Here is a 22,967-nt window from a genome sequence, read left to right as displayed (position 1 = left end):
ATTCATGCCCGTTGCCCCTGATCTGCTGCTGACGCCTACGGCCGTAGCCAAGCCCAAGGCCCCTGCGGCGAACACTGCGCAGAACAAGGCCGAGCCGCGCAAGCAAGAGGCTTCCAGCTTCTCGCAGGTATATGCCAAAGAGCGTCAGGCCAAGGCGGCCGAGCGCCAGGACGATGCCGCCAAAAGCGCACGCGACAGCAAGAACGAGCCGCAGAAAGACGTCAGTAGTCCGGCGCCTACCGCGGAGCAGGCGCCAGCCGTTGCCGAAAGCGGCAAGGACTTGCCTGCCGACCCGGCAAGCGAGGACGCGGCGGTCGATCCGTTGCTGATGCTCGGTCTGTTCGAGCCACAGCCGATCGTCGAGGAGGTCATCGACCCCGCGTTGCAAGCGCAGGTCACTGCAGCCCCGACCAGCCTGATCGGCTCCGCGCCAGCCGCCATGACTGAAGCCAGCTTCGATCCGGAGATCGATGCGCTCAACCAGTTGCCCGCTGTGCGCCTGGCGCTCGATGTCGGCGTGCAGGAAAAGGTGGCCGAGCAGACCGCAACGAGCAACGGCGGGGCGTCGACGTCCTCGTCCGCCAGCAGTGGTCAGGCGTTCGCCAGCGCCATGGCGGCAATGGGCATGAAGACCACGGCTGTCGAGGGCGAAGCCGGCGAGACCGTCGAGCTGCCGCAACTGGAGCTCAGTACCCAGGGCCTGGAGGCGCTCAAGGAGAGTTCGGCCGATACCGCTCCCGAGCAGTTCGTCAGCAAGCTCAGTGCACTGACCCAGGCGATCAACCAGCAGACCTCGCAAGTGGCGCGCGTGCCAACGGTGCCTGGCCATCCGGTCGCCATGCAGCAGGCTGGCTGGAGCGAGGGCGTGGTGGACAAGGTGATGTGGATGTCCAGCCAGAACCTCAAGTCCGCCGAGATTCAGCTCGACCCGGCAGAGCTTGGCCGCCTGGACGTGCGTATCAGCCTCAACCAGGACCAGACCCAGATCAGCTTCGCCAGCGCCCACCCGGGTGTGCGTGAGGCGCTCGAAAGTCAGGTGCACCGCCTGCGTGAGATGTTCACTCAGCAGGGCATGAACCTTGCCGACGTGAACGTTTCCGACCAGTCCCAGGGGCGTGCCTGGCAAGGGCAGGGGCAGGACGGTGACAGCCGTGGCCGTGGTGGCCGGCTCGCCGACGACGGCGCTGCCGGTGGCGCTGATGACGAGCGGGTGATCGGCAGCGTGGAGCTGCGTGATCCCGCTCAGGGCGCCGGCCGCGGCATGGTCGATTACTACGCCTGATCGAGGGCCTGGCGATCCTCGCTGGACGATTCCCGGGTAGCGCTGCGCTCGGCCCGGGCTATCGGGGTCGATACGTCATCCGGCCGCCTGTCGCCAAGCGCGAGGCAAACGCTTAAAACCGCTCAGCGTCGGTACTCTGTTCTAGACTTCACCCTGTCCGAGTCTGTCGGTCAGGGTGTTTTCGTTAATGGCCCGATGCCCGGGTCAGCGCTGGCGCTTTCGCGTACCATGGCGCGCGCAGCATTTGCGCCAGAGCTTATGAGCTGGCATAACACTTGCTCTTAACCCTTTGAAAGCGGAAGGTTCTCCGCCTCGTGACGGATTTTTGGCATGGCTAAGAAGAACGCCCCACCCGCTGCGGCTGCCGAAGCAGGCAGCAAGCCGCCAGGCAAGCTGAAGCTCATCATCGCGATCGTCCTGGCGCTGCTGCTCGCCGTGGGGCTGTCGGTCGGTGGCACCTGGTTCTTCCTCAGCAAGGGCGCCGCCAAGGAAGAGGCCTCCCACGAGCAGGCCGAGAATGCCGCGCCGGTCAAACAGCCCGCCATTTATGAAGAATTGACACCCGCGTTCGTGGTCAACTTCACGCAGAACGGCCGCGCCCGCTACATGCAGGTCAGCGTTGCATTGATGACCCGCGACCAGGCCGGGCTGGATGCTCTCAAGGTGCATATGCCGGTACTGCGCAACAATCTGGTGATGCTGTTCTCCAGTCAGGATTTCGCCACGCTGATCACCCCGGTGGGCAAGGAGATGCTGCGTCAGCAGGCCACGGCCAGCGTGCAGCAACTGGCCGAGAAGGAGACCGGCAAGGTCACCGTCGAGCAGGTGCTGTTCACCAACCTCGTGTTGCAATAGGGCGGGAGTCCGATAATGGCTGTGCAAGACCTGCTATCCCAGGACGAGATCGATGCGCTGTTGCATGGCGTCGACGACGGCATGGTGGAAACCGAGGAGTACGTCGAGCCTGGCAGCGTCAAGCAGTACGACCTGACCAGCCAGGATCGGATCGTGCGCGGGCGCATGCCCACCCTGGAAATGATCAACGAGCGCTTTGCGCGCTACACCCGCATCAGCATGTTCAACCTGCTGCGTCGCTCTGCCGATGTGGCCGTGGGTGGCGTGCAGGTGATGAAGTTCGGCGAATACGTGCACTCGCTGTACGTGCCGACCAGTCTCAATCTGGTGAAGATGAAGCCGCTGCGCGGTACGGGTCTGTTCATTCTCGATGCCAAGCTGGTGTTCAAGCTGGTCGACAACTTCTTCGGCGGCGATGGTCGCCACGCCAAGATCGAGGGGCGTGAGTTCACGCCTACCGAATTGCGCGTGGTACGCATGGTGCTGGACCAGGCCTTCATCGACCTGCGCGAAGCTTGGGCCGCCGTGATGGACATCAACTTCGAATACGTCGGCTCCGAGGTCAACCCGGCACTGGCCAACATCGTCAGCCCCAGCGAAGTCATCGTGGTCTCGACCTTTCACATCGAGCTCGATGGCGGTGGCGGCGACCTGCACATCACCATGCCCTACGCCATGGTCGAGCCGATCCGCGAAATGCTCGATGCCGGCTTCCAGTCCGACGTCGACGATCAGGACGAACGCTGGGTCAAGGCCCTGCGCGAGGACATCCTCGAGGTCAGTGTGCCGCTCAGCGCCACGGTCGCAAGGCGTCAGCTCAAGGTGCGCGACATCCTGCACATGCAGCCGGGCGACGTGATTCCCGTCGAGCTGCCGGAGCACATGATCCTGCGCGCCAATGGCGTGCCGTCCTTCAAGGTCAAGCTCGGTTCGCACAAGGGCAATCTGTCGCTGCAGGTGCTCGACCCGATCGAGCGTCATCGCTAGCCCCATTTTCGCCATGCGCCGAGCGTGTGGCCCAACCGATAAACGCCAGCCGAGGTTGAACGATGGCAGACGAGAACGAAAACACCACGCCAGAGGAACAGGCGCTCGCCGATGAATGGGCTGCGGCCCTGGCCGAGTCCGGTGATGCCGAAGGGCAGGACGACATCGATGCCATGCTGGCCGCCAGCGTGCCGAGCCAACCGGCTGCCCCGCGGGCGCCCATGGAAGAGTTCGGCAGCATGCCCAAGGCCAATAACCCGGTCAGCCTGGACGGCCCGAACCTCGACGTGATCCTCGATATCCCCGTGTCCATTTCCATGGAAGTGGGCAATGCCGATATCACCATCCGTAACCTGCTGCAGCTCAATCAGGGCTCGGTGATCGAGCTCGATCGCCTCGCCGGTGAGCCGCTCGACGTGCTGGTCAACGGCACGCTGATCGCCCATGGCGAAGTGGTGGTGGTCAACGAAAAGTTCGGCATCCGCCTGACCGACGTGATCAGCCCAAGCGAACGCATCAAGAAGCTGCGCTAGAGATCATGAATAGAATCCTGCTCGTTCTTCTCGCCCTGCCACTCTCCGTACTGGCCGCCGAACCCGCAGCCCAGGCGCCGGTGGCAGGCAGCGGTATCGGTGGCCAACTGGTGCAGCTGGTGATTGGCCTGTTGCTGGTCATCGGCCTGATCTTCCTGCTTGCCTGGATGATGCGCCGTGTACAGCGTCTCGGGCCAAGCGGCGGCAAGGTGATCAAGATCGTCGCCACCCAGGCGCTGAGCCCCCGTGATCGACTGGTGCTGGTACAGGTGGGCAACGAGCAGATATTGCTGGGCATGACCCCGGGGCGGATCAATCAGTTGCACGTGATGAGCGAGCCGGTTCATCTGCCCGATGCCGAGCCTGCTTCGACGGAGTTCGCCCAGCGCCTCATGGAGCTGCTGGGCAAGGACCAGAAGGACAAGTCCTGATGCTGCGCCTTCTGCTTGTGCTGGTGTTCACCCTGGGCGCCTCGCTGGCTTTCGCCCAGGAGCCGCCTGGCGGCAGTTCGCTGATCCAGCAGGGCAACAACCCGCTGTCGATTCCGGCGATCACCCTGAGCACCGACGCCGAGGGTCAGCAGGAATATTCGGTGAGTCTGCAGATCCTGCTGATCATGACCGCGCTGAGCTTCATCCCGGCGTTCGTCATGCTGATGACCAGTTTCACGCGGATCATCATCGTGTTTTCCATCCTGCGTCAGGCCCTGGGCCTGCAGCAGACGCCCTCCAACCAGATTCTCATCGGTCTGGCGCTGTTTCTGACCATGTTCATCATGGCGCCGGTGTTCGACCAGATCAATCGCGAGGCGCTGCAGCCCTACCTGAGCGAGCAACTGCCTGCGCAGCAGGCGATCGAGCGGGCGGAGGTGCCGATCAAGAACTTCATGCTGGCGCAGACCCGGGAGAGCGATCTGGAGCTGTTCGTGCGCCTCTCCAAGCGTACCGACATCGCCACGCCCGAACAGGCGCCGCTGACCATTCTGGTGCCGGCGTTCGTGACCTCCGAGCTGAAGACCGCCTTCCAGATCGGTTTCATGATCTTCATCCCGTTCCTGATCATCGACATGGTGGTGGCGAGCATCCTCATGGCCATGGGTATGATGATGTTGTCGCCGCTGATCATTTCGCTGCCCTTCAAGATCATGCTGTTCGTGCTGATCGACGGCTGGGCGCTGATCATGGGTACGCTGGCCAGCAGTTTCGGCACTTTATAGCGAGGCTCACATGACCCCTGAAGTCGCTGTCGACCTGTTCCGAGAAGGGCTCTGGCTGATCTGCCTGATGGTCGGCCTGCTGGTCATGCCCAGCCTGCTGGTGGGCTTGCTGGTGGCCATGTTCCAGGCCGCTACGCAGATCAACGAACAGACCCTGAGCTTCCTGCCGCGCCTGCTGGTGATGCTGCTGACGCTGATCGTCGGCGGGCCGTGGATGGTGCGTGAGCTGATGGAATACACGCAGAACCTGATCATGAACATTCCGCAGCTGATCGGCTGAGTGCGATGTTCGAGCTGAGCGATGCGCAGATAGGCAGCTGGGTCAGCAGTTTCGTGCTGCCGCTGTTTCGCATCGCCGCCTTGCTGATGGTGATGCCGATCTTCGGGACCCAGTTGGTGCCGACGCGGGTGCGCCTGTATCTGTCGCTGGCCATCAGCGTGGTGCTGGTGCCTACCTTGCCACCGATGCCGCAGGTGGACTCCATCAGCCTGCAGGCTTTCATGCTCATCGCCCAGGAAATTCTCATCGGGGTGATGCTCGGTTTCGTGCTGCAGCTGTTCTTCCATGTCTTCGTGGTCGCCGGGCAGATCCTGGCGATGCAGATGGGCCTGGGCTTCGCGTCCATGGTCGATCCGGCCAACGGTATTTCGGTACCGGTGATCGGTCAGTACTTCACCATGCTGGTGACCCTGTTGTTTCTGGCCATGAACGGCCATCTGGTGGTGTTCGAGGTGCTCGCCGAGAGTTTCGTGACGCTGCCCCCAGGTTCCGGCCTGCAGGTCGAGCATTACTGGGAGGTGGCGACCAAGCTCGGCTGGGTGATGGGAGCGGCATTGATTCTGGTGCTGCCGGCGGTCACCGCCTTGCTGGTGGTCAACATCGCCTTTGGCGTGATGACCCGGGCGGCTCCGCAGCTGAACATCTTTTCCATCGGCTTTCCGCTGACGCTGGTGCTGGGCATGATCATCGTCTGGATTTCCCTGGCCGATATCCTTTCGCACTATCAGGGCCTGGCGTCCGAGGCGCTGATCATGCTGCGTGAACTGGCGAGGGCGAACTGATGGCCGAATCGGAAAGCGGTGCCGATAAAAGCGAGGAACCCACGGAGAAACGTCGCCGGGAGTCTCGCGACAAAGGTCAGATCGCGCGTTCGCGCGAGCTCAACACCTTCGCCATCATGCTCGCCGGCACCGGTGGCCTGCTGGCGACCGGCGGAGCTGTCGGCAACGCCATGCTGGAGATCATGCGCGGCAATTTCGCGCTGTCACGCGAGGTGCTGATGGACGAGCGCAGCATGGCGCTGTGGCTGGCGGCTTCGGGGAAGATGGCCCTGGATGCGCTGATGCCGCTGTTCATCGTCCTGCTGATCGCTTCCATCGTCGGTCCCATCTGTCTGGGTGGCTGGCTGTTCTCGGCCAAGGCCATGGCCCCCAAGTTCAGCCGAATGAACCCGCTGGCCGGGCTCAAGCGCATGTTTTCGATGAAAGCGCTGATCGAGCTGCTCAAGGCATTGGCCAAGTTCCTGCTGATTCTGATGGTGGCGCTGGTGGTGCTGTCGATGGATCGCGACGACCTGCTGGCGATCGCCAACGAGCCGGTCGAGTCGGCCATCATGCACTCGGCGGAGGTGGTGGGCTGGAGTGCGCTGTGGATGTCCCTCGGGCTGATCCTGATCGCGGCCGTCGATGTGCCGTTCCAGCTCTGGGACAACAAGCAGAAGCTGATGATGACCAAGCAGGAAGTCAGGGACGAGTACAAGGACAGCGAGGGCAAGCCCGAGGTCAAGCAACGGATTCGTCAGCTGCAGCACGAAATGACGCAGCGCCGCATGATGCAGGCTGTCCCACAGGCCGACGTGGTCATCACCAACCCGACCCACTTCGCCGTGGCCTTGAAATACGACCCGGAGAAGGGCCAGGCGCCCATGTTGCTCGCCAAGGGCAGTGACTTCACCGCCTTGAAAATCCGCGAGATCGCTCAGGAGCACAAGGTCATGCTGCTGGAGTCGCCTGCGCTGGCGCGTTCGATCTATCACACCACCGAGCTCGATCAGGAAATCCCCGCGGGGCTGTATCTGGCAGTCGCTCAGGTGCTCGCTTACGTCTATCAGATCCGGCAGTACCAGGCTGGCAAGGGCAAGCGTCCGGTGCCGCTGAAGGACCTGCCCATCCCGCCGGATCTGCGGCGCGACGAGTAAGCGCACACCACGAGCCACGGCTCGCGATGTGCGCCAGTGCTGTTACTTGATGACGCCACAGGCGACACGAGCACCACCACCGCCCAGCGGTTTCGGGTGGTCGGCATGGTTGTCGCCGCCGGCATGCACCATCAGCGCCAGATTCTTCAGTTCGTCCACGCTCTTGATGCGGGGTGCCAGCACGGGCTGGTTGGCCTTGCCATCCGCGGTGACCAGCAGGGCAGGGAGGTCGCCGAGGTGGCCATCACCCCAGGGTAGGCCATGTTTGCCGGTGTTCTGCGGGTCCCAGTGGCCGCCAGCGGCTTCGGCAGCTGACGGCTGGCCGTCCTTGGGTGCCGGATCGCAGCTGGGCTTGCCGTGCACGTGGAAGCCGTGCACGCCGGGTTCCAGGTCATGCAGTTCGGGGGTGAAAACCACGCCGTAGGGGCTCTGGCTGATCACCACCTTACCCACCGAGCTGCCTACGCCCTTGGCGTCCACGGCGTTGAGGTCGACCGTCAGGTCGGCGGCCTGCAGGCTTGCAGCGCAGCAACTGGCCAATGCGGCCATCATCCAGCGTTTCATACGTGACTCCTCGAGCATGGAAAAACGGGGGGCGAAACCACCGCCCACAGGGTGTGGACTCGTGTTTGCCGGCGGGGTTCGTGTTTTCGTCTCGCCTCGGTGCCGCTCACGGCACTTCTCATGGGCCTCGTAGCCCAGTCATTTCGCGCTTTTCGAAGAGTTGGAAAGGTTCTTGCAAACACCGGCAGCAAGGGCGTTCAGGCGTCAAAAGATTGAATAAGCCGGGGTAACCAAGTGGCAGTAGATCGCGCACAAATGATTGGCGACGTTCGCAGCAACCTTTCCGGGTTGCGCAACGGCAATCTCGGCATCCCGCTGTTGCTGCTGGTCATGCTCGCCATGGTCATGCTGCCGATTCCGCCGTTCCTGCTGGACGTGCTGTTCACCTTCAGCATCGCCTTGTCGATCGTCGTCCTGCTGGTGGCGATCTACGCGCTGCGGCCGCTGGACTTCGCGGTGTTCCCGACCATCCTGCTGGCCGCGACCCTGCTGCGCCTGGCGCTCAACGTCGCCTCCACGCGTGTCGTGCTGCTGCACGGCCAGGATGGCCATGACGCTGCCGGTAAGGTGATCCAGGCCTTCGGTGAAGTGGTGATCGGCGGTAACTACGTGGTCGGTATCGTGGTGTTCGCGATCCTCATGATCATCAACTTCGTGGTGGTCACCAAGGGTGCTGGGCGTATCTCCGAAGTGAGCGCGCGTTTCACCCTGGACGCCATGCCCGGCAAACAGATGGCCATCGACGCCGACCTCAACGCCGGCCTCATCGATCAGGTCGAAGCCAAGAAGCGCCGTACCGAAGTCGCTCAGGAAGCCGATTTCTACGGCTCCATGGACGGTGCCAGCAAGTTCGTTCGCGGTGACGCCGTCGCCGGCCTGCTGATCCTGTTCATCAACCTGATCGGCGGCATGGCCATCGGCATGCTGCAGCACGGCCTGAGCTTCGGCGAAGCCGGCCGCATCTACACCCTGCTGACCATCGGTGACGGCCTGGTGGCGCAGATCCCGTCGCTGCTGCTGTCCACCGCTGCCGCGATCATGGTGACCCGGGTTTCCAGCTCCGAAGACATGGGTGCCCAGGTCAACCGTCAGATGTTCGCTTCGCCCCGTGCGCTGGCGGTGTCCGCGGCCATCATGATCGCCATGGGCCTGGTGCCCGGCATGCCGCACATGTCCTTCATCAGCCTGGGCCTGGTGGCTGCCGGTGCCGCCTACTGGATCGCCAACAAGCAGCGCAAGACCAAGGAAGCCGAAGTTCAGGAAGTGCAGCGCCAGCAGGAGTTGCTGCCCGCGCAGCGTGCTCAGGAAGTGAAGGAGCTGGGCTGGGATGACGTGATGCCGGTTGACATGGTCGGCCTGGAAGTCGGTTACCGGCTGATTCCGCTGGTCGACCGCAACCAGGGCGGGCAACTGCTGGCGCGGATCAAGGGCGTACGCAAGAAGCTCTCTCAGGAGATGGGCTTCCTGATGCCGTCCGTGCATATTCGCGACAACCTGGATCTGCAGCCCAACGCTTATCGCCTGACCCTGATGGGGGTGAGCGTCGCCGAGGCCGAGGTGTATCCGGATCGCGAGCTGGCGATCAACCCGGGTCAGGTGTTCGGCACGCTCAATGGCGTCGCCGCCAAAGATCCGGCGTTCGGCCTGGAGGCCGTCTGGATCGATCCCGGTCAGCGCGATCAGGCGCAGTCGCTCGGTTACACCGTGGTGGATGCCAGTACCGTGGTCGCCACGCACCTCAATCAGATTCTGCACAAGCATGCCCACGAGCTGCTGGGCCACGAGGAAGTCCAGCAATTGATGCAATTGCTGGCGAAAAGCTCGCCAAAACTGGCAGAAGAGCTGGTTCCTGGCCTGATCTCGCTGTCGACCCTGCTCAAGGTGCTGCAGGCGCTGCTGCAGGAGCAGGTGCCGGTGCGCGACATCCGTACCATTGCCGAAGCCATCGCCAACGTCGCGCCACGGAGTCAAGATCCCGCCGCCATGGTGGCCGCAGTACGTGTCTCGCTGGCCCGTGCAATCGTGCAAAACATCGTGGGACTAGAGCCGGAGCTGCCTGTGATCACCCTTGAGCCAAGGTTGGAACAGATATTGCTAAATAGTCTTCAGAAGGCCGGTCAAGGCTCCGAGGATGGCATCCTCCTGGAGCCTGGCATGGCCGAGAAGCTGCAACGTTCCCTGGTGGAAGCAGCGCAGCGTCAGGAGATGCTTGGCAAGCCGGTGATTCTGCTGGCGGCCGGGCCGGTTCGGGGAATGCTCTCGCGTTTCGCCCGGTTGGCCGTCCCGAGCATGCATGTTCTGGCGTACCAGGAAATTCCGGACAACAAGCAGGTCACCATCGTTGCGACGGTGGGGCAGAACTAATCGAGGGTACGGGCCATGCAGGTCAAACGCTTTTTTGCCGCCGATATGCGCCAAGCCATGAAGCTGGTTCGTGATGAGCTGGGCGCTGACGCGACCATCATCGGTAACCGCCGAGTAGCGGGTGGCGTGGAATTGACGGCCGCGCTCGATTATCAGGTTGCGCCCCCTCCGGCGCGACAAGCCAATCCGGCGCTGGAGGCCGAGCTGCGCAAGACTCAGTCGCGCATCGCTTCCGCCCAGGCCGAACTGACCACCCGTGCGCAGCTCGATGCCGGCAAGGATCGTCAGATGTTCGCCGAAGCGCCTGCTGCCGCGCCAGTCGACAGCCTGGACGCGGTACTCGAGCGTCAGCAGAAGAAGCCGGTCTCGGCTTCGGTCGATCAGTCTGCCCTTGAGTCCATGCGCTCCGAATTGCATGGCCTGCGTGAGTTGATCGAAATGCAGATGGGCTCCATGGCCTGGGGGCAGCTGCAGGCTCGTCGCCCGCAACAGGCCACCCTGTGGCGTCGCCTGCAACGCATGGGCCTGCCTGGTGAACTGGCGCGTACGCTGCTCGATCGCGTTGCCTCGCTGAGCGATCAGCGTCAGGCCTGGCGCATGGTGCTTGCGCACCTTGCACACTCGATTCAGACGCCCAAGCAGGAGCCGATGGAAGAGGGCGGCGTGATCGCTCTGGTTGGCCCGGCCGGCATGGGCAAGACCACCACCCTGGCCAAGCTCGCAGCGCGCTACGTACTCAAGTACGGCGCCACGAACATCGCTCTGGTGAGCATGGACAGTTACCGCATCGGTGCCCAGGAGCAGCTCAAGACCCTTGGCCGTATCCTTGGCGTATCCGTGACCCACGTCGATCCTGGTCAGTCACTGACTCAGGCGCTGGCACCGCTGGTGCGCAAGCGCGTGGTACTGATCGACACCGCCGGCTTGCCGGCCAACGATCCGGCGCTGCGCATGCAGTTGGAGACGCTGGCGAGCCGCGGTGTCAACGCGCGCAATTACCTGGTGCTGGCGGCTACCAGCCAGGCGCAGGTGCTCAAGGCGGCCTACCACAGCTACAAGCGCTGTGGGCTGGCTGGCTGCATTCTGAGTAAACTGGACGAAGCGACCAGCATGGGCGAGGTATTGGGTCTGGCTATTAGCCACCGTCTACCGGTAGCCTATCTGGCAGATGGTCCGCGGATCCCGGACGACGTTCATGTGCCGCGCAGTCATCAGCTGGTCAGCCGTGCCGTTGGCCTGCAGGCCCCGGATGAGCCGAGCGAAGACACGATGGCCGACATGTTCGCCGGGTTGTACCAAGACCCGGCACGACGTGCAGGATGAACAGGCAGGTGTGGCGAAGTGCTGGTTGTGCTCGCCACGGCAGCGCACAATGGCCCTAAGGCTTAAAGCGAAGTTAGATAAGGTGTGTAGATAACATGGGTATGCATCCCGTACAGGTGATCGCGGTGACCGGCGGCAAAGGCGGCGTTGGCAAGACCAATGTGTCGGTGAATTTGTCGCTGGCGTTGGCGGATCTCGGTCGGCGCGTAATGCTCATGGATGCCGACCTCGGTCTGGCCAACGTCGACGTGCTGCTCGGCCTGACGGCCAAGCGCACCCTGGCCGATGTCATCGACGGCCAGTGCGAACTGCGAGACGTGGTTCTGCAGGGGCCTGGCGGCATTCGTATCGTTCCCGCGGCCTCCGGCACCCAGAGCATGGTGCAGCTCACGCCCATGCAGCACGCCGGCCTGATCCAGGCCTTCAGCGACATCAGCGACAACCTCGACGTCCTGATCGTGGATACCGCCGCCGGTATCGGCGACTCGGTGGTGAGCTTCGTGCGCGCCGCCCAGGAAGTGCTGGTGGTGGTGTGCGATGAACCCACCTCGATCACCGATGCCTACGCGCTGATCAAGCTCCTCAACCGTGACCACGGCATGAACCGTTTCCGGGTGCTCGCCAATATGGCGCACAGCCCGCAGGAAGGCCGTAATCTCTTTGCTAAGCTGACCAAGGTGACCGACCGTTTTCTGGATGTCGCGCTGCAGTACGTGGGCGCGGTGCCGTACGACGAATCGGTACGCAAGGCCGTACAGAAACAACGTGCGGTGTATGAGGCGTTCCCTCGCTCGAAGTGCGCGCTGGCGTTCAAGGCGATTGCCCAGAAGGTGGATGCGTGGCCACTGCCGGCCAATCCGCGAGGCCATCTGGAATTCTTCGTTGAGCGCCTGGTGCAACAACCGACTGCAGACACGGCTGTATGACGACAGCCTCTGGACTCCGTATGTACAGCAAGGCAACAGCACGAGATTCACAGCATCAGTTGATCGAACGTTACGCGCCGTTGGTCAAGCGCATTGCCTATCACCTGTTGGCGCGGTTGCCCGCCAACGTGCAGGTGGATGATCTGATCCAGGCCGGGATGATCGGTCTGCTCGAGGCATCGCGCAAATACGACGCCGGCAAGGGCGCCAGTTTCGAGACGTTCGCCGGCATTCGCATTCGTGGCGCCATGCTCGATGAGGTCCGCAAGGGCGACTGGGCACCGCGTTCGGTACACCGCAACAGCCGTATGGTCAGCGACGCAATCAGAAAAATCGAAGCCAGAACGGGGCGAGACGCTAAAGATCAGGAGGTTGCTGCCGAACTCCAATTGAGTCTCGAAGATTACTACGGCATTCTTGGCGACACTTTGGGCAGCCGCCTGTTCAGTTTCGACGACCTGTTGCAGGAAGGCGAAAGCGGCGGACTGCAGGAAGACACGAATTCTTTGCACCATGGGCCATCGCATGAACTGGAAGACGATCGTTTCCAGGCCGCGCTGGTGGATGCCATCAGCAACCTGCCGGAGCGTGAGCGGTTGGTGTTGTCGCTGTATTACGACGAGGAATTGAACCTCAAGGAAATCGGCGAGGTACTGGGAGTGAGTGAGTCGCGGGTCAGCCAATTGCACAGTCAGTGTGCCGCGCGTTTACGCGCGCGGTTGGTGGAATGGCGCGCATAGGGAAATTTCAGGCGCTGGACATACACAGTGGACGCAGCAAAGCCGGGCGCAATAGGTTTGCGGCGTTCCGCCAGGCCGGTTTCACGATTTATAAGCGCTTTGGAATGCCGAGGCGTTTTAGGACTGTACGGAGGTCGACTTGGACAAGAACATGAAAATCCTCATCGTCGATGATTTCTCGACGATGCGACGGATCATCAAGAACCTCTTGCGTGATCTGGGGTTCACCAACACCGCGGAGGCCGACGACGGCACCACCGCATTGCCGATGCTGCAGAGCGGTAGCTTCGACTTCCTGGTGACCGACTGGAACATGCCGGGCATGAGTGGCATCGATTTGCTGCGCGCAGTGCGTGCCGACGAGCGCCTCAAGCAGATGCCCGTGCTGATGGTTACGGCAGAAGCCAAGCGTGATCAGATCATCGAGGCCGCCCAGGCCGGTGTGAACGGCTATGTGGTCAAGCCATTCACTGCCCAGGTGCTCAAGGAAAAGATCGAGAAAATCTTCGAGCGGGTCAACGGCTGATGTCTGCCGCGAGGTTGTTATGGAACACGATGATTCAAAAGAGGCCGACCTCGAGTCGACCCTGAAAAGCAATGCCCGCCAACTGGTCAACAGCCTCGAACAAGGCAACTTTGGCGAAGCGGTACAGCTGATCAACGAACTGAACAAGGCGCGCGACCGTGGTCTTTACCACGAAGTCGGCAAGCTCACCCGTGAGCTGCACAACGCTATCGTCAATTTTCAGCTCGACCCGCGCATGCCTCACGCCAAGGAGGTCTCGCAGATCTCCGATGCGACCGAGCGGCTCAATTACGTCGTGACCATGACCGAGCGTGCAGCCAACCGCACCATGGATCTGGTCGAGCAAAGCGCGCCGCTGGTCAACGACCTGAGCAGCGAAGCCGATGCCCTGAGCGAGGATTGGGGGCGCTTCATGCGTCGTGAAATGGGCGCTGACGCGTTCCGTGAACTGGCCAAGCGCATCGAGCTGTTTCTGGCGCGCAGCCAGCGTGACAGCAGCAAGCTGTCCGGGCATCTGAACGACATTTTACTGGCGCAGGACTATCAGGACCTGACCGGGCAAGTGATCAAGCGTGTCACGCAACTGGTGACCGAGGTCGAGAGCAATCTGCTGAAACTGGTGCTGATGGCCAGTCAGGTGGACCGCTTCGCGGGTATCGATCACGACCACGAAGAGCTGCGTGCCGAGCAAAACAAACAAAAACCTGCGTCACATGGTGAAGGTCCGCAGATTCATGCCGATAAGCGTGATGACGTTGCTTCTTCCCAGGACGACGTCGACGATTTGCTGTCCAGCCTGGGATTTTAGGAGCACGTCATATGAGCTTCGGCGCCGATGAAGAAATCCTCCAGGATTTCCTGGTAGAGGCCGGCGAGATTCTCGAGCAGTTGTCCGAGCAATTGGTAGAGCTGGAAAGCCGCCCGGACGATATGAACCTGCTCAACGCGATTTTTCGGGGATTTCACACGGTAAAAGGCGGTGCCGGTTTCCTTCAGCTCAATGAGCTGGTGGAGTGCTGTCATATCGCCGAGAACGTGTTCGACATCCTGCGCAAGGGTGAGCGTCGCGTCGACTCCGAGTTGATGGACGTGGTGCTCGAGGCGCTGGATGCCGTCAATGGCATGTTCGCCGAAGTGCGCGAGCGCGCCGAGCCGACGCCTGCATCTCCCGAGCTGCTGGCCGCCCTGGCGCGTCTGGCCGAGCCGGCCAGTGCCCAGCCGGCGCCAGTTGCCGCAGTCGCTGCGCCAGTGGCTGCTGCTGTCGCCGAGCCGGTGACAGCCGAAGCCTCGTCGGATATCACCGACAGCGAGTTCGAGCAGTTGCTCGACGCCCTGGGTGACGAGCCGCAGCCGCAAGCCAGCGCCTCTGATGATGAAATCAGCGATGACGAATTCGAGTCGCTGCTCGACCAGTTGCATGGCAAAGGCCAGTTCGCAGCGCCAGCAGCGGCTGCTGTCCAGGCGCCAGCGCCTGTGCCTGTGCCTGCTCCGGCCAGCGCTGCGAGCAGCGCCAGCGGCGATGACATCACCGATGACGAATTCGAAGCCTTGCTCGACCAATTGCATGGCAAGGGCCAGTTCGTGGCTCCTGCGGTGGAAGCGCCGGCACCGGCTGCTCCTGCCGTATCCGCCAGCTCCGCGGCGCAGAGCGACGAAATCACCGATGATGAGTTCGAAGCGCTGCTCGATCAGTTGCATGGCAAAGGCAAGTTCGTCGAGCCGACACCGGTCGCTCCCGCTGCTGCCGCTCCTGCCCCCGCAGCCGCTGCGGCCCCAGCGCCGAAGCCGACAGCCAAACCCGCTGCGCCGGTAGCTGCCAAGGCTACGCCGGCACCAGCACCAGCACCTGCGGCCAAGGCAGAGCCGGCCAAGGCAGCGGCTGCGCCGGCCGTTGCTGCACCAGCCAGTGAAGCGGAAACCACCGTGCGGGTCGACACCGCGCGTCTGGACGAAATCATGAACATGGTCGGCGAGCTGGTGCTGGTGCGTAACCGCCTGGTGCGCCTGGGGCTCAACAGCGGCGACGAGGCCATGTCCAAGGCCGTGTCCAACCTCGACGTGGTCACCGCGGATCTGCAGACGTCGGTCATGAAGACCCGCATGCAGCCGATCAAGAAGGTCTTCGGGCGCTTCCCGCGCCTGGTTCGCGACCTGGCTCGCCAGTTGAAGAAAGAGATCAATCTGGAGCTGGTCGGTGAAGAGACCGATCTCGACAAGAACCTCGTCGAAGCCCTGGCCGACCCGCTGGTCCACTTGGTGCGCAACGCGGTCGACCACGGCGTGGAAAGCCCGGAAGAACGCGAGGCCGCTGGCAAGTCGCGTACCGGGCGCGTGGTGCTGTCCGCCGAGCAGGAAGGTGACCACATCCTGCTGATGATCACCGATGACGGCAAGGGTATGGATGCCGACGTGCTGCGCAGCAAGGCCGTGGAAAAGGGCTTGCTGGACAAGGACGCCGCCGATCGCCTGACCGATCTGGAATGCTACAACCTGATCTTCGCCCCCGGTTTCTCGACCAAGACCGAGATTTCCGACGTGTCCGGCCGTGGCGTCGGCATGGACGTGGTGAAGACCAAGATTTCCCAGCTCAACGGCACGGTCAACGTGTTCTCGCAGAAAGGTCAGGGTTCGAAGATCGTCATCAAGGTGCCACTGACCCTGGCGATCATGCCGACGCTGATGGTGATGCTCGGCAACCAGGCGTTCGCCTTCCCGCTGGTCAACGTCAACGAGATCTTCCATCTCGACCTGTCGCGCACCAACGTGGTCGACGGCCAGGAAGTGGTGATCGTTCGCGACAAGGCATTGCCGCTGTTCTATCTCAAGCGCTGGCTGGTCAGCAAGGCTGCCCACGAAGAGCAAGGAGAAGGCCATGTGGTGATTCTCACCGTCGGCAATCAGCGTATCGGCTTCGTCGTCGATCAACTGGTCGGCCAGGAAGAGGTGGTGATCAAGCCGTTGGGCAAGATGCTGCAAGGCACGCCTGGCATGTCGGGTGCGACCATCACCGGCGACGGGCGCATCGCCCTGATTCTCGACGTGCCAAGCATGCTCAAACGCTACGCACGGCGTATCTGATCGTCCGCGGCGCGGCCTCTGCCGTGCCGCTTAGGAGTGTTTATGGTTGTCAAGGTACTGGTGGTCGACGACTCCGGCTTCTTCCGCCGCAGGGTTTCGGAGATCCTCTCGTCCGATCCCAACATCACCGTGGTCGGCACGGCCACCAACGGACGTGAGGCCATCGATCAGGCGCTGGCACTCAAGCCGGACGTGATCACCATGGACTACGAGATGCCGTTGATGGACGGCATCACGGCAGTGCGCAGCATCATGCAACGCTGCCCGACACCGGTGTTGATGTTCTCCTCGCTCACCCACGAAGGCGCCCGGGTCACCCTGGATGCGCTGGATGCCGGGGCGGTGGATTTCCTGCCGAAGAATTTCGAGGACATCTCGCGCAACCCGGAGAAGGTCAAGCAACTGCTGTGCGAGAAGGTGCACAGCATTTCGCGCAGCAACCGCCGGGGGATCGGCACGGCGTCCCTGACGCCGCCTGCCGGCGGTAGCCTGAGCCGACCTGCCAGTACGTCGAGCGCACCTGCACCCGCGGCGCGGCCACAGCCAAGCGTGAGTCACCCGCCTGCCGAACGTCATTCGTCCAGCGCCAGTGCTGCGCCCAAGCGCAAGGCCTACAAGCTGGTGGCGATCGGCACCTCGACCGGCGGCCCGGTCGCTCTGCAGCGGGTGCTAACGCAGTTGCCGGCGAATTTCCCGACGCCGATCGTGTTGATCCAGCACATGCCTGCGGCCTTCACCAAGGCCTTCGCCGAACGTCTGGACAAACTCTGCAAGATCAACGTCAAGGAAGCCGAGGATGGCGACATCTTGCGCCCCGGGCTGGCCATTCTGGCGCCGGGCGGCAAGCAGATGATGATCGACGGGCGCGGCACCATCCGCATCCTGCCCGGCGACGAGCGTCTGAACTACAAACCCTGCGTGGATATCACCTTCGGTTCTGCCTCCAAGTCGTACAACGACAAGGTGTTGGCCGTGGTGCTGACCGGCATGGGGGCCGATGGTCGCGAAGGCGCTCGCCTGCTCAAGCAGGGGGGCAGCCAGGTATGGGCGCAGGACGAAGCCAGTTGCGTGATCTATGGCATGCCCATGGCGATCGTGAAGGCCAACCTGGCGGATGCGGTGTACCCGTTGGATGACATCGGCCGGCATCTGGTCGAGGCCTGCCTCTGATGGATGTACTGAGCCTGATCGGTGTCATCCTGGCATTCGTCGCCATACTTGGCGGCAATTACCTGGAAGGCGGTCATGTCTCGGCACTGCTCAACGGCCCGGCGGCGCTGATCGTGATCGGCGGTACGCTGGGGGCGGCGTTGCTGCAAACGCCGGTCATCGTATTCAAGCGCGCCATGAGCATCCTGCGCTGGATCTTCTTCCCGCCGCAGATCGATCTGCCTGGCGGTATCGACCGGGTGGTGAACTGGAGCATGACCGCGCGCAAGGAGGGCCTGCTCGGCCTCGAGGCGGTCGCCGACGGCGAAGCCGATCCCTACGCACGCAAGGGCCTGCAACTGCTGGTCGATGGCGCCGAGCCGGAAGCCATCCGCAGTATTCTCGAGGTCGATCTCTACACCCAGGAAAGTCGCGACATACAGGCTGCCAAGTTCTTCGAGTGCATGGGCGGCTACGCGCCGACCATCGGCATCATCGGCGCGGTCATGGGGCTGATCCACGTGATGGGCAATCTGGCCGATCCGAGCCTGCTCGGTGGCGGGATCGCCGTCGCTTTCGTCGCTACCATCTACGGCGTGGCCATCGCCAACCTGCTGCTGTTGCCCATCGGTGCCAAGCTCAAGTCCGTGGCCATGCGCCAGTCGGCGTATCGGGAAATGCTCCTCGAAGGCATTCTGTCCATCGGCGAGGGTGAGAACCCACGCTCCATCGAGTTGAAGCTGCAAGGCTTCATGAACTGATCATGGCTCGCCGACGCCGCCACGAAGAGCATGAGAATCACGAGCGCTGGCTGGTGTCCTACGCGGACTTCATCACGCTGCTGTTCGCCTTCTTCGTGGTGATGTACTCGATTTCCTCGATCAACGAAGGCAAGTACAAGATCCTTTCGGAAACCCTGACGGGCGTGTTCAATCAGCCTGATCGCTCGATCAAACCCATTCCGGTGGGTGATGAGCGACCGCGCACCACCGAGCCGGATCGCTCCATGGTGGATGAGGAGACGGCGCAGCAGATCGCCGCCTCGACCCTGGAGAGCATTGCCGACAGCGTGCGTGAGGCCTTCGGCGGGCTGCTGCAGAGCGATCAGCTGAAAGTGCGCGGCAACGAGCTGTGGATCGAAATCGAATTGAGCTCCGGGCTGTTGTTTCCCAGCGGCGATGCACTGCCCAACGATGCAGCCTTCGAGATCATCGAGAAGATTGCCAAGATTCTGGCGCCCTACGGCAACCCTGTGCACGTGGAAGGCTTCACCGACAATCAGCCGATCAGAACCGCGCAGTTCCCAACCAACTGGGAGCTGTCTACCGCACGCGCTGCCAGCATAGTACGGATGCTGGCCATGGATGGCGTCGATCCGTCACGCATGGCGGCGGTGGGCTATGGCGAGTTTCAGCCGGTAGCCGACAACGCCACGGCAGAGGGCAGGGCGCGCAATCGTCGAGTGGTGTTGGTGGTCTCGCGTAATCTCGATGTGCGGCGTAGTGTAAGCGGCGTGGGTAGCGCCAATGCCCAGCCGGATGCGGCGATGCAGCGTGCTGGCACGCAACCTGCTTCAGCGCCTGCAGCACAGGCTCCAGCCAATGGCGCCGTCAATTCCCCGTCGCCTGCGCAATGAAGTGGGCACTCAGTCTCGGCCGGGCTCAGCCTGCTCCGGGAGGATGAAGAGTATGAGAGTTTGGGCTGTATCCAATCAGAAAGGCGGCGTGGGTAAAACCACTTCGACCATCGCCCTTGCAGGTCTGCTGGCAGACGCCGGCAAACGTGTGGTGGTAGTCGATCTCGACCCGCACGGTTCGATGACCAGCTATTTCGGTCACGATCCCGATAGCCTCGAACACAGCGTCTTCGACCTGTTCCAGCATCAGGGCAGCGTGCCCCAGGGGCTGCCGCAGCAGCTGTTGCTGCCGACCAGTCACGAACGAATTTCCCTGCTGCCGTCGAGCACCGCACTGGCCACCCTGGAGCGACAGTCTCCCGGACAAAGTGGCCTGGGGCTGGTGGTCGCCAAGAGCCTGGCGCAGCTGTGGCAGGATTTCGACCACGCGGTGATCGACAGTCCGCCCTTGCTCGGTGTGCTGATGGTCAACGCCCTGGCAGCCAGCCAGCAGTTGGTGATTCCGGTGCAGACCGAGTTTCTTGCGGTCAAGGGGCTCGAGCGTATGGTCAGCACCCTGGCGATGATCAATCGCTCGCGCAAGCAAGCCTTGCCGTACACCATCGTGCCGACCCTGTTCGACCGCCGTACCCAGGCATCGATGTCGACGTTGCGGTTGCTCAAGAGCACCTACCCCGAGCATCTCTGGCAAGCCTATATACCTGTCGACACCCGCCTGCGTGATGCCAGCCGGGCCGGGCTGACCCCCTCGCAGTTCGATGCCAACAGCCGCGGCTCCATCGCTTACCGGGCGCTGCTCAAGCATTTGCTGGCGCAGCAGCCTGCGTCTCAAGTGGCCTGATCCGCCATGGCCAGATATTCTGCGCAAACAGCCTCAAGTCTGCCGCCCTTGCGGCCGATAGCTCATACAGGTCTCCATTGCGGGTTGCATTCATGAGTCGTTCCACCGCCACAGCCACAAGGCCCCAACTGGCCCTGCAGTCGTACCTCGACGGGTTGCTGCAGGAGGCCGCGGTCGAGCTCGAACAGGAGCAGGCCCAGAGCAGCCTCGATGATTTCGAGGCTGCCGTGCTCGAGGAGCAGATTCGCGATGCCCAGGCCGCGCCGCGTGTCGAAGCCGCGCCCCTGACATTGGTTCAGCCGGTGGCCGAGGTGGTTGTCGAGCCGGTGGTCGAGGCATTGGCGCCGGTGTTCGTCGAGCCGATTGCCATGCCGTCGGTGGTCGAGCCTGTGGCCGAAGTTCATCGCCCGGCGCCGCAGATCGCCTCGGTGCTGGCAGACGGTCGCCCCGAGTGGGCTGAAGAGCCGTTCGAATGCCTGCTGTTCGACGTCGCTGGCCTGACGCTTGCCGTGCCACTGGTGTGTCTGGGCTCCATCTATCCGCTGGCGGGGCAGGACCTGACACCTTTGTTTGGCCAACCGGACTGGTTTCTCGGCATACTGCCATCACAGTCGGGCAACCTGAAGGTGCTCGACACCGCGCGCTGGGTTATGCCGGATCGCTATCGAGAGGATTTCCGCCAGGGGCTGCAGTACGTGATTTCCGTTCAGGGTTACGAGTGGGGTTTGGCCGTTCACCAGGTCAGCCGTTCGATTCGCCTGCACCCGGACGAGATCAAGTGGCGCAGTCAGCGGGCCCAGCGGCCCTGGCTGGCGGGTACGGTGATCGAACACATGTGTGCGCTGCTGGACGTCGCCGCATTGGCCGAGTTGATCGCCAGCGGCGCGACCAAGCGCATGAGCAACGGACAGATACACTGATTACTGGATGCGCGCGCCGTGGCGCGGGCAGCCGATTGAATAGCGGGAATCCCGCACACCGCCACACGCGGTCAATGACGAGGCTAGGCCATGAAGAAAAACTCTGCACAAGGCGCTGAAGATCCGATCCTGCAGTGGGTCACGTTCCGTCTGGACAACGAAACCTACGGCATCAACGTGATGCAGGTGCAGGAAGTCCTGCGCTACACGGAAATCGCCCCCGTACCTGGCGCGCCGAGCTACGTGCTGGGGATCATCAACCTGCGCGGTAACGTGGTCACCGTGATCGACACGCGCCAGCGTTTCGGCCTGGATTCCTCCGACGTCACCGACAACACCCGTATCGTCATCATCGAGGCGGACAAGCAGGTCGTGGGCATCATGGTCGACAGCGTGGCCGAAGTGGTTTACCTGCGTCAGTCCGAAGTGGAAACCGCACCGAACGTCGGCAACGACGAGTCGGCCAAGTTCATCCAGGGCGTGTGCAACAAGAACGGCGAGCTGTTGATCCTGGTCGAGCTGGACAAGATGATGACCGAGGAGGAGTGGTCGGAGCTGGAGAGCATCTGAGGTGCTCGAAGCTGCACTGATCGTTCTTGCCCTGGTCTGTGCCGGGCTGGTGGGTACCTGCGTGTGGTTGGCAGGGCGCTTGCGCCTGGCCAGCCAGCTACAGGCCGAGCGCGACACCCAGCGTGACCAGCGCATCCGCGAGCTGGGCAAGCGCCTGGACACCTACCTGACTGGCAGCATCCGTATGGGCGAGGAGCTCCACGAGCTACGCCGCACCGTCGCGCCGCTGCCGGACAAACTGACCCAGATCGAACAACGCGATCCCTCCAGCCTGTCCTTCACCCAGGCCGCTCGCCTGGTCGGCATGGGTGCCAGCGCCGATGACCTGACCCAATCCTGCGGCCTGAGCAAGGCCGAAGCAGAGCTGGTCGCCAAGCTGCACCAGTCGCGCCGCACCTAGACGCCACAGCACTACGACAGCCCCGTAGGAGCCCGCTCGCGGGCGATACGATAGCGGCCATACCGCAACATCGCATCAGGACCAGGGATCGCCAGCAAGCTGGTTCCTACGTACAGCGGCGCTACCTGCCTCCGTAGGAGCCCGCTTGCGGGCGATACGACAGCGGCCACACCGCAACATCGCATCAAGCCCAGAAATCGCCAGCAAGCTGGCTCCTACGCCACGGCGCTACGACATTCCCGTAGAAGCCCGCTTGCGGGCGATACGACAGCGGCCACACCGCAACACCGCATCAAGCCCAGAAATCGCCAGCAAGCTGGCTCCTACGCCACGGCGCTACGACATTCCCGTAGGAGCCCGCTTGCGGGCGATACGATAGCGGCCACACCGCAACATCGCATCAAGACCAGAAATCGCCAGCAAGCTGGCTCCTACGTACAGCGGCGCTACGACAGTCCCGTAGGAGCCCGCTTGCGGGCGAGGCGATAGCGGCCATACCGCAACATCGCATCAAGCCCAGCAATCGCCAGCAAGCTGGCTCCTACGCCACGGCGCTACGACATTCCCGTAGGAGCCCGCTCGCGGGCGATACGATAGCGGCCACACCGCAATACCGCATCAAGCCCAGAAATCGCCAGCAAGCTGGCTCCTACGCCACGGCGCTACGACAGTCCTGTAGGAGCCCGCTTGCGGGCGAGGCGATAGCGGCCTTACCGCAACATCGCATCAAGACCAGAAATCGCCAGCAAGCTGGCTCCTACGTACAGCGGCGCTACCTGCCTCCGTAGGAGCCCGCTTGCGGGCGAGGCGATAGCGGCCATACCGCAACATCGCATCAAGCCCAGCAATCGCCAGCAAG

24 protein-coding genes are annotated in these 22,967 nt (G+C 62.7%); 23 read left to right on the top strand and 1 reads right to left on the bottom strand.

Going from position 1 to position 22,967, the window contains the following annotated elements; genetic code table 11:
* Window positions 1-4: 4 nt before the first annotated feature.
* The 9 genes from ACT9T4_RS24215 (at window position 5) to flhB (ending at window position 7,071) form a co-directional block, all read left to right on the top strand.
* Window positions 5-1,282 carry a flagellar hook-length control protein FliK gene (locus tag ACT9T4_RS24215; RefSeq protein WP_042555789.1) on the top strand — a complete coding sequence of 426 codons (1,278 nt, stop codon included), beginning with the start codon at window positions 5-7 and terminating at the stop codon, window positions 1,280-1,282.
* 330 nt (window positions 1,283-1,612) lie between these two features.
* Window positions 1,613-2,137: a flagellar basal body-associated protein FliL gene (gene fliL / locus ACT9T4_RS24210; RefSeq protein ID WP_042555790.1), complete on the top strand. Its 525-nt coding sequence runs from the start codon at window positions 1,613-1,615 to the stop codon at window positions 2,135-2,137.
* A 15-nt stretch (window positions 2,138-2,152) separates the two neighbouring features.
* Complete coding sequence (fliM, locus tag ACT9T4_RS24205) at window positions 2,153-3,124, top strand: flagellar motor switch protein FliM (protein WP_042555791.1); 972 nt, start codon at window positions 2,153-2,155, stop codon at window positions 3,122-3,124.
* Window positions 3,125-3,186: 62 nt separating this feature from the next.
* Window positions 3,187-3,657, top strand: a complete 471-nt coding sequence (fliN, locus tag ACT9T4_RS24200) for a flagellar motor switch protein FliN (RefSeq protein WP_042555792.1) — start codon at window positions 3,187-3,189, stop codon at window positions 3,655-3,657.
* 5 nt (window positions 3,658-3,662) lie between these two features.
* Window positions 3,663-4,088: a flagellar biosynthetic protein FliO gene (fliO, locus tag ACT9T4_RS24195; RefSeq protein ID WP_042555793.1), complete on the top strand. Its 426-nt coding sequence runs from the start codon at window positions 3,663-3,665 to the stop codon at window positions 4,086-4,088.
* Window positions 4,088-4,873, top strand: coding sequence for a flagellar type III secretion system pore protein FliP (gene fliP / locus ACT9T4_RS24190; protein WP_042555794.1), 786 nt, complete (start codon window positions 4,088-4,090; stop codon window positions 4,871-4,873). Before fliO ends, fliP begins: the two co-directional genes overlap by 1 nt.
* A 10-nt stretch (window positions 4,874-4,883) precedes the next feature.
* Window positions 4,884-5,153, top strand: a complete 270-nt coding sequence (gene fliQ / locus ACT9T4_RS24185; RefSeq protein WP_042555795.1) for a flagellar biosynthesis protein FliQ — start codon at window positions 4,884-4,886, stop codon at window positions 5,151-5,153.
* Window positions 5,154-5,158: 5 nt separating this feature from the next.
* Window positions 5,159-5,935 (top strand): flagellar biosynthetic protein FliR, encoded by a 777-nt coding sequence (gene fliR, locus ACT9T4_RS24180; RefSeq protein WP_042555796.1) that lies wholly within the window; start codon window positions 5,159-5,161, stop codon window positions 5,933-5,935.
* The gene (gene flhB / locus ACT9T4_RS24175) at window positions 5,935-7,071 is read left to right on the top strand and encodes a flagellar biosynthesis protein FlhB (protein WP_042555797.1); all 1,137 of its coding nucleotides are present in this window, start codon (window positions 5,935-5,937) and stop codon (window positions 7,069-7,071) included. The genes fliR and flhB overlap by 1 nt, the downstream gene beginning before the upstream one ends.
* Before the next feature lie 42 nt (window positions 7,072-7,113).
* Here the strand turns inward: flhB and sodC are convergent, their stop codons facing one another.
* A complete protein-coding gene (gene sodC, locus ACT9T4_RS24170; RefSeq protein WP_042555798.1) occupies window positions 7,114-7,635 on the bottom strand; it encodes a superoxide dismutase family protein in 522 nt (173 codons plus the stop codon).
* Window positions 7,636-7,890: 255 nt separating this feature from the next.
* Between sodC and flhA the strand changes: the two genes are divergently transcribed.
* The 14 genes from flhA to ACT9T4_RS24100 all read left to right on the top strand — a co-directional run bounded on the left by flhA (window position 7,891) and on the right by ACT9T4_RS24100 (window position 22,108).
* Window positions 7,891-9,999 (top strand): flagellar biosynthesis protein FlhA, encoded by a 2,109-nt coding sequence (flhA, locus tag ACT9T4_RS24165; protein ID WP_042555799.1) that lies wholly within the window; start codon window positions 7,891-7,893, stop codon window positions 9,997-9,999.
* 15 nt (window positions 10,000-10,014) lie between these two features.
* Window positions 10,015-11,322: a flagellar biosynthesis GTPase FlhF gene (flhF, locus tag ACT9T4_RS24160; RefSeq protein ID WP_499119348.1), complete on the top strand. Its 1,308-nt coding sequence runs from the start codon at window positions 10,015-10,017 to the stop codon at window positions 11,320-11,322.
* 95 nt (window positions 11,323-11,417) lie between these two features.
* Window positions 11,418-12,248 (top strand): flagellar synthesis regulator FleN, encoded by an 831-nt coding sequence (gene fleN / locus ACT9T4_RS24155; RefSeq protein ID WP_179538478.1) that lies wholly within the window; start codon window positions 11,418-11,420, stop codon window positions 12,246-12,248.
* On the top strand, window positions 12,245-12,988 hold the full coding sequence (fliA, locus tag ACT9T4_RS24150) for an RNA polymerase sigma factor FliA (protein WP_082045875.1): 744 nt from the start codon (window positions 12,245-12,247) through the stop codon (window positions 12,986-12,988). Before fleN ends, fliA begins: the two co-directional genes overlap by 4 nt.
* Window positions 12,989-13,139: 151 nt before the next feature.
* Window positions 13,140-13,514, top strand: a complete 375-nt coding sequence (locus tag ACT9T4_RS24145) for a chemotaxis response regulator CheY (RefSeq protein WP_175154250.1) — start codon at window positions 13,140-13,142, stop codon at window positions 13,512-13,514.
* A 19-nt stretch (window positions 13,515-13,533) separates the two neighbouring features.
* Window positions 13,534-14,322 (top strand): protein phosphatase CheZ, encoded by a 789-nt coding sequence (locus tag ACT9T4_RS24140; RefSeq protein ID WP_042555803.1) that lies wholly within the window; start codon window positions 13,534-13,536, stop codon window positions 14,320-14,322.
* Window positions 14,323-14,333: 11 nt separating this feature from the next.
* On the top strand, window positions 14,334-16,592 hold the full coding sequence (locus ACT9T4_RS24135; RefSeq protein ID WP_042555804.1) for a chemotaxis protein CheA: 2,259 nt from the start codon (window positions 14,334-14,336) through the stop codon (window positions 16,590-16,592).
* 42 nt (window positions 16,593-16,634) lie between these two features.
* The gene (locus ACT9T4_RS24130) at window positions 16,635-17,762 is read left to right on the top strand and encodes a protein-glutamate methylesterase/protein-glutamine glutaminase (protein ID WP_042555805.1); all 1,128 of its coding nucleotides are present in this window, start codon (window positions 16,635-16,637) and stop codon (window positions 17,760-17,762) included.
* Window positions 17,762-18,502 carry a flagellar motor protein gene (locus ACT9T4_RS24125; protein ID WP_042555806.1) on the top strand — a complete coding sequence of 247 codons (741 nt, stop codon included), beginning with the start codon at window positions 17,762-17,764 and terminating at the stop codon, window positions 18,500-18,502. The genes ACT9T4_RS24130 and ACT9T4_RS24125 overlap by 1 nt, the downstream gene beginning before the upstream one ends.
* Window positions 18,503-18,504: 2 nt before the next feature.
* Window positions 18,505-19,377: a flagellar motor protein MotD gene (gene motD / locus ACT9T4_RS24120; protein WP_042555807.1), complete on the top strand. Its 873-nt coding sequence runs from the start codon at window positions 18,505-18,507 to the stop codon at window positions 19,375-19,377.
* A 52-nt stretch (window positions 19,378-19,429) separates the two neighbouring features.
* The gene (locus ACT9T4_RS24115) at window positions 19,430-20,218 is read left to right on the top strand and encodes a ParA family protein (protein WP_042555808.1); all 789 of its coding nucleotides are present in this window, start codon (window positions 19,430-19,432) and stop codon (window positions 20,216-20,218) included.
* 92 nt (window positions 20,219-20,310) lie between these two features.
* A complete protein-coding gene (locus ACT9T4_RS24110) occupies window positions 20,311-21,138 on the top strand; it encodes a CheW domain-containing protein (RefSeq protein ID WP_042555809.1) in 828 nt (275 codons plus the stop codon).
* A 90-nt stretch (window positions 21,139-21,228) separates the two neighbouring features.
* Window positions 21,229-21,708, top strand: a complete 480-nt coding sequence (locus tag ACT9T4_RS24105) for a chemotaxis protein CheW (RefSeq protein ID WP_042555810.1) — start codon at window positions 21,229-21,231, stop codon at window positions 21,706-21,708.
* Window position 21,709: 1 nt separating this feature from the next.
* Window positions 21,710-22,108 (top strand): DUF2802 domain-containing protein, encoded by a 399-nt coding sequence (locus tag ACT9T4_RS24100; protein ID WP_042555811.1) that lies wholly within the window; start codon window positions 21,710-21,712, stop codon window positions 22,106-22,108.
* The last annotated feature ends 859 nt before the right edge of the window (window positions 22,109-22,967 follow it).

It is taken from the genome of Pseudomonas sp. SZ40 (assembly GCF_052958135.1).
The sequence above is the reverse complement of the archived record's forward strand: the minus strand, read 5'-3'. Positions and strand labels throughout refer to the sequence as shown.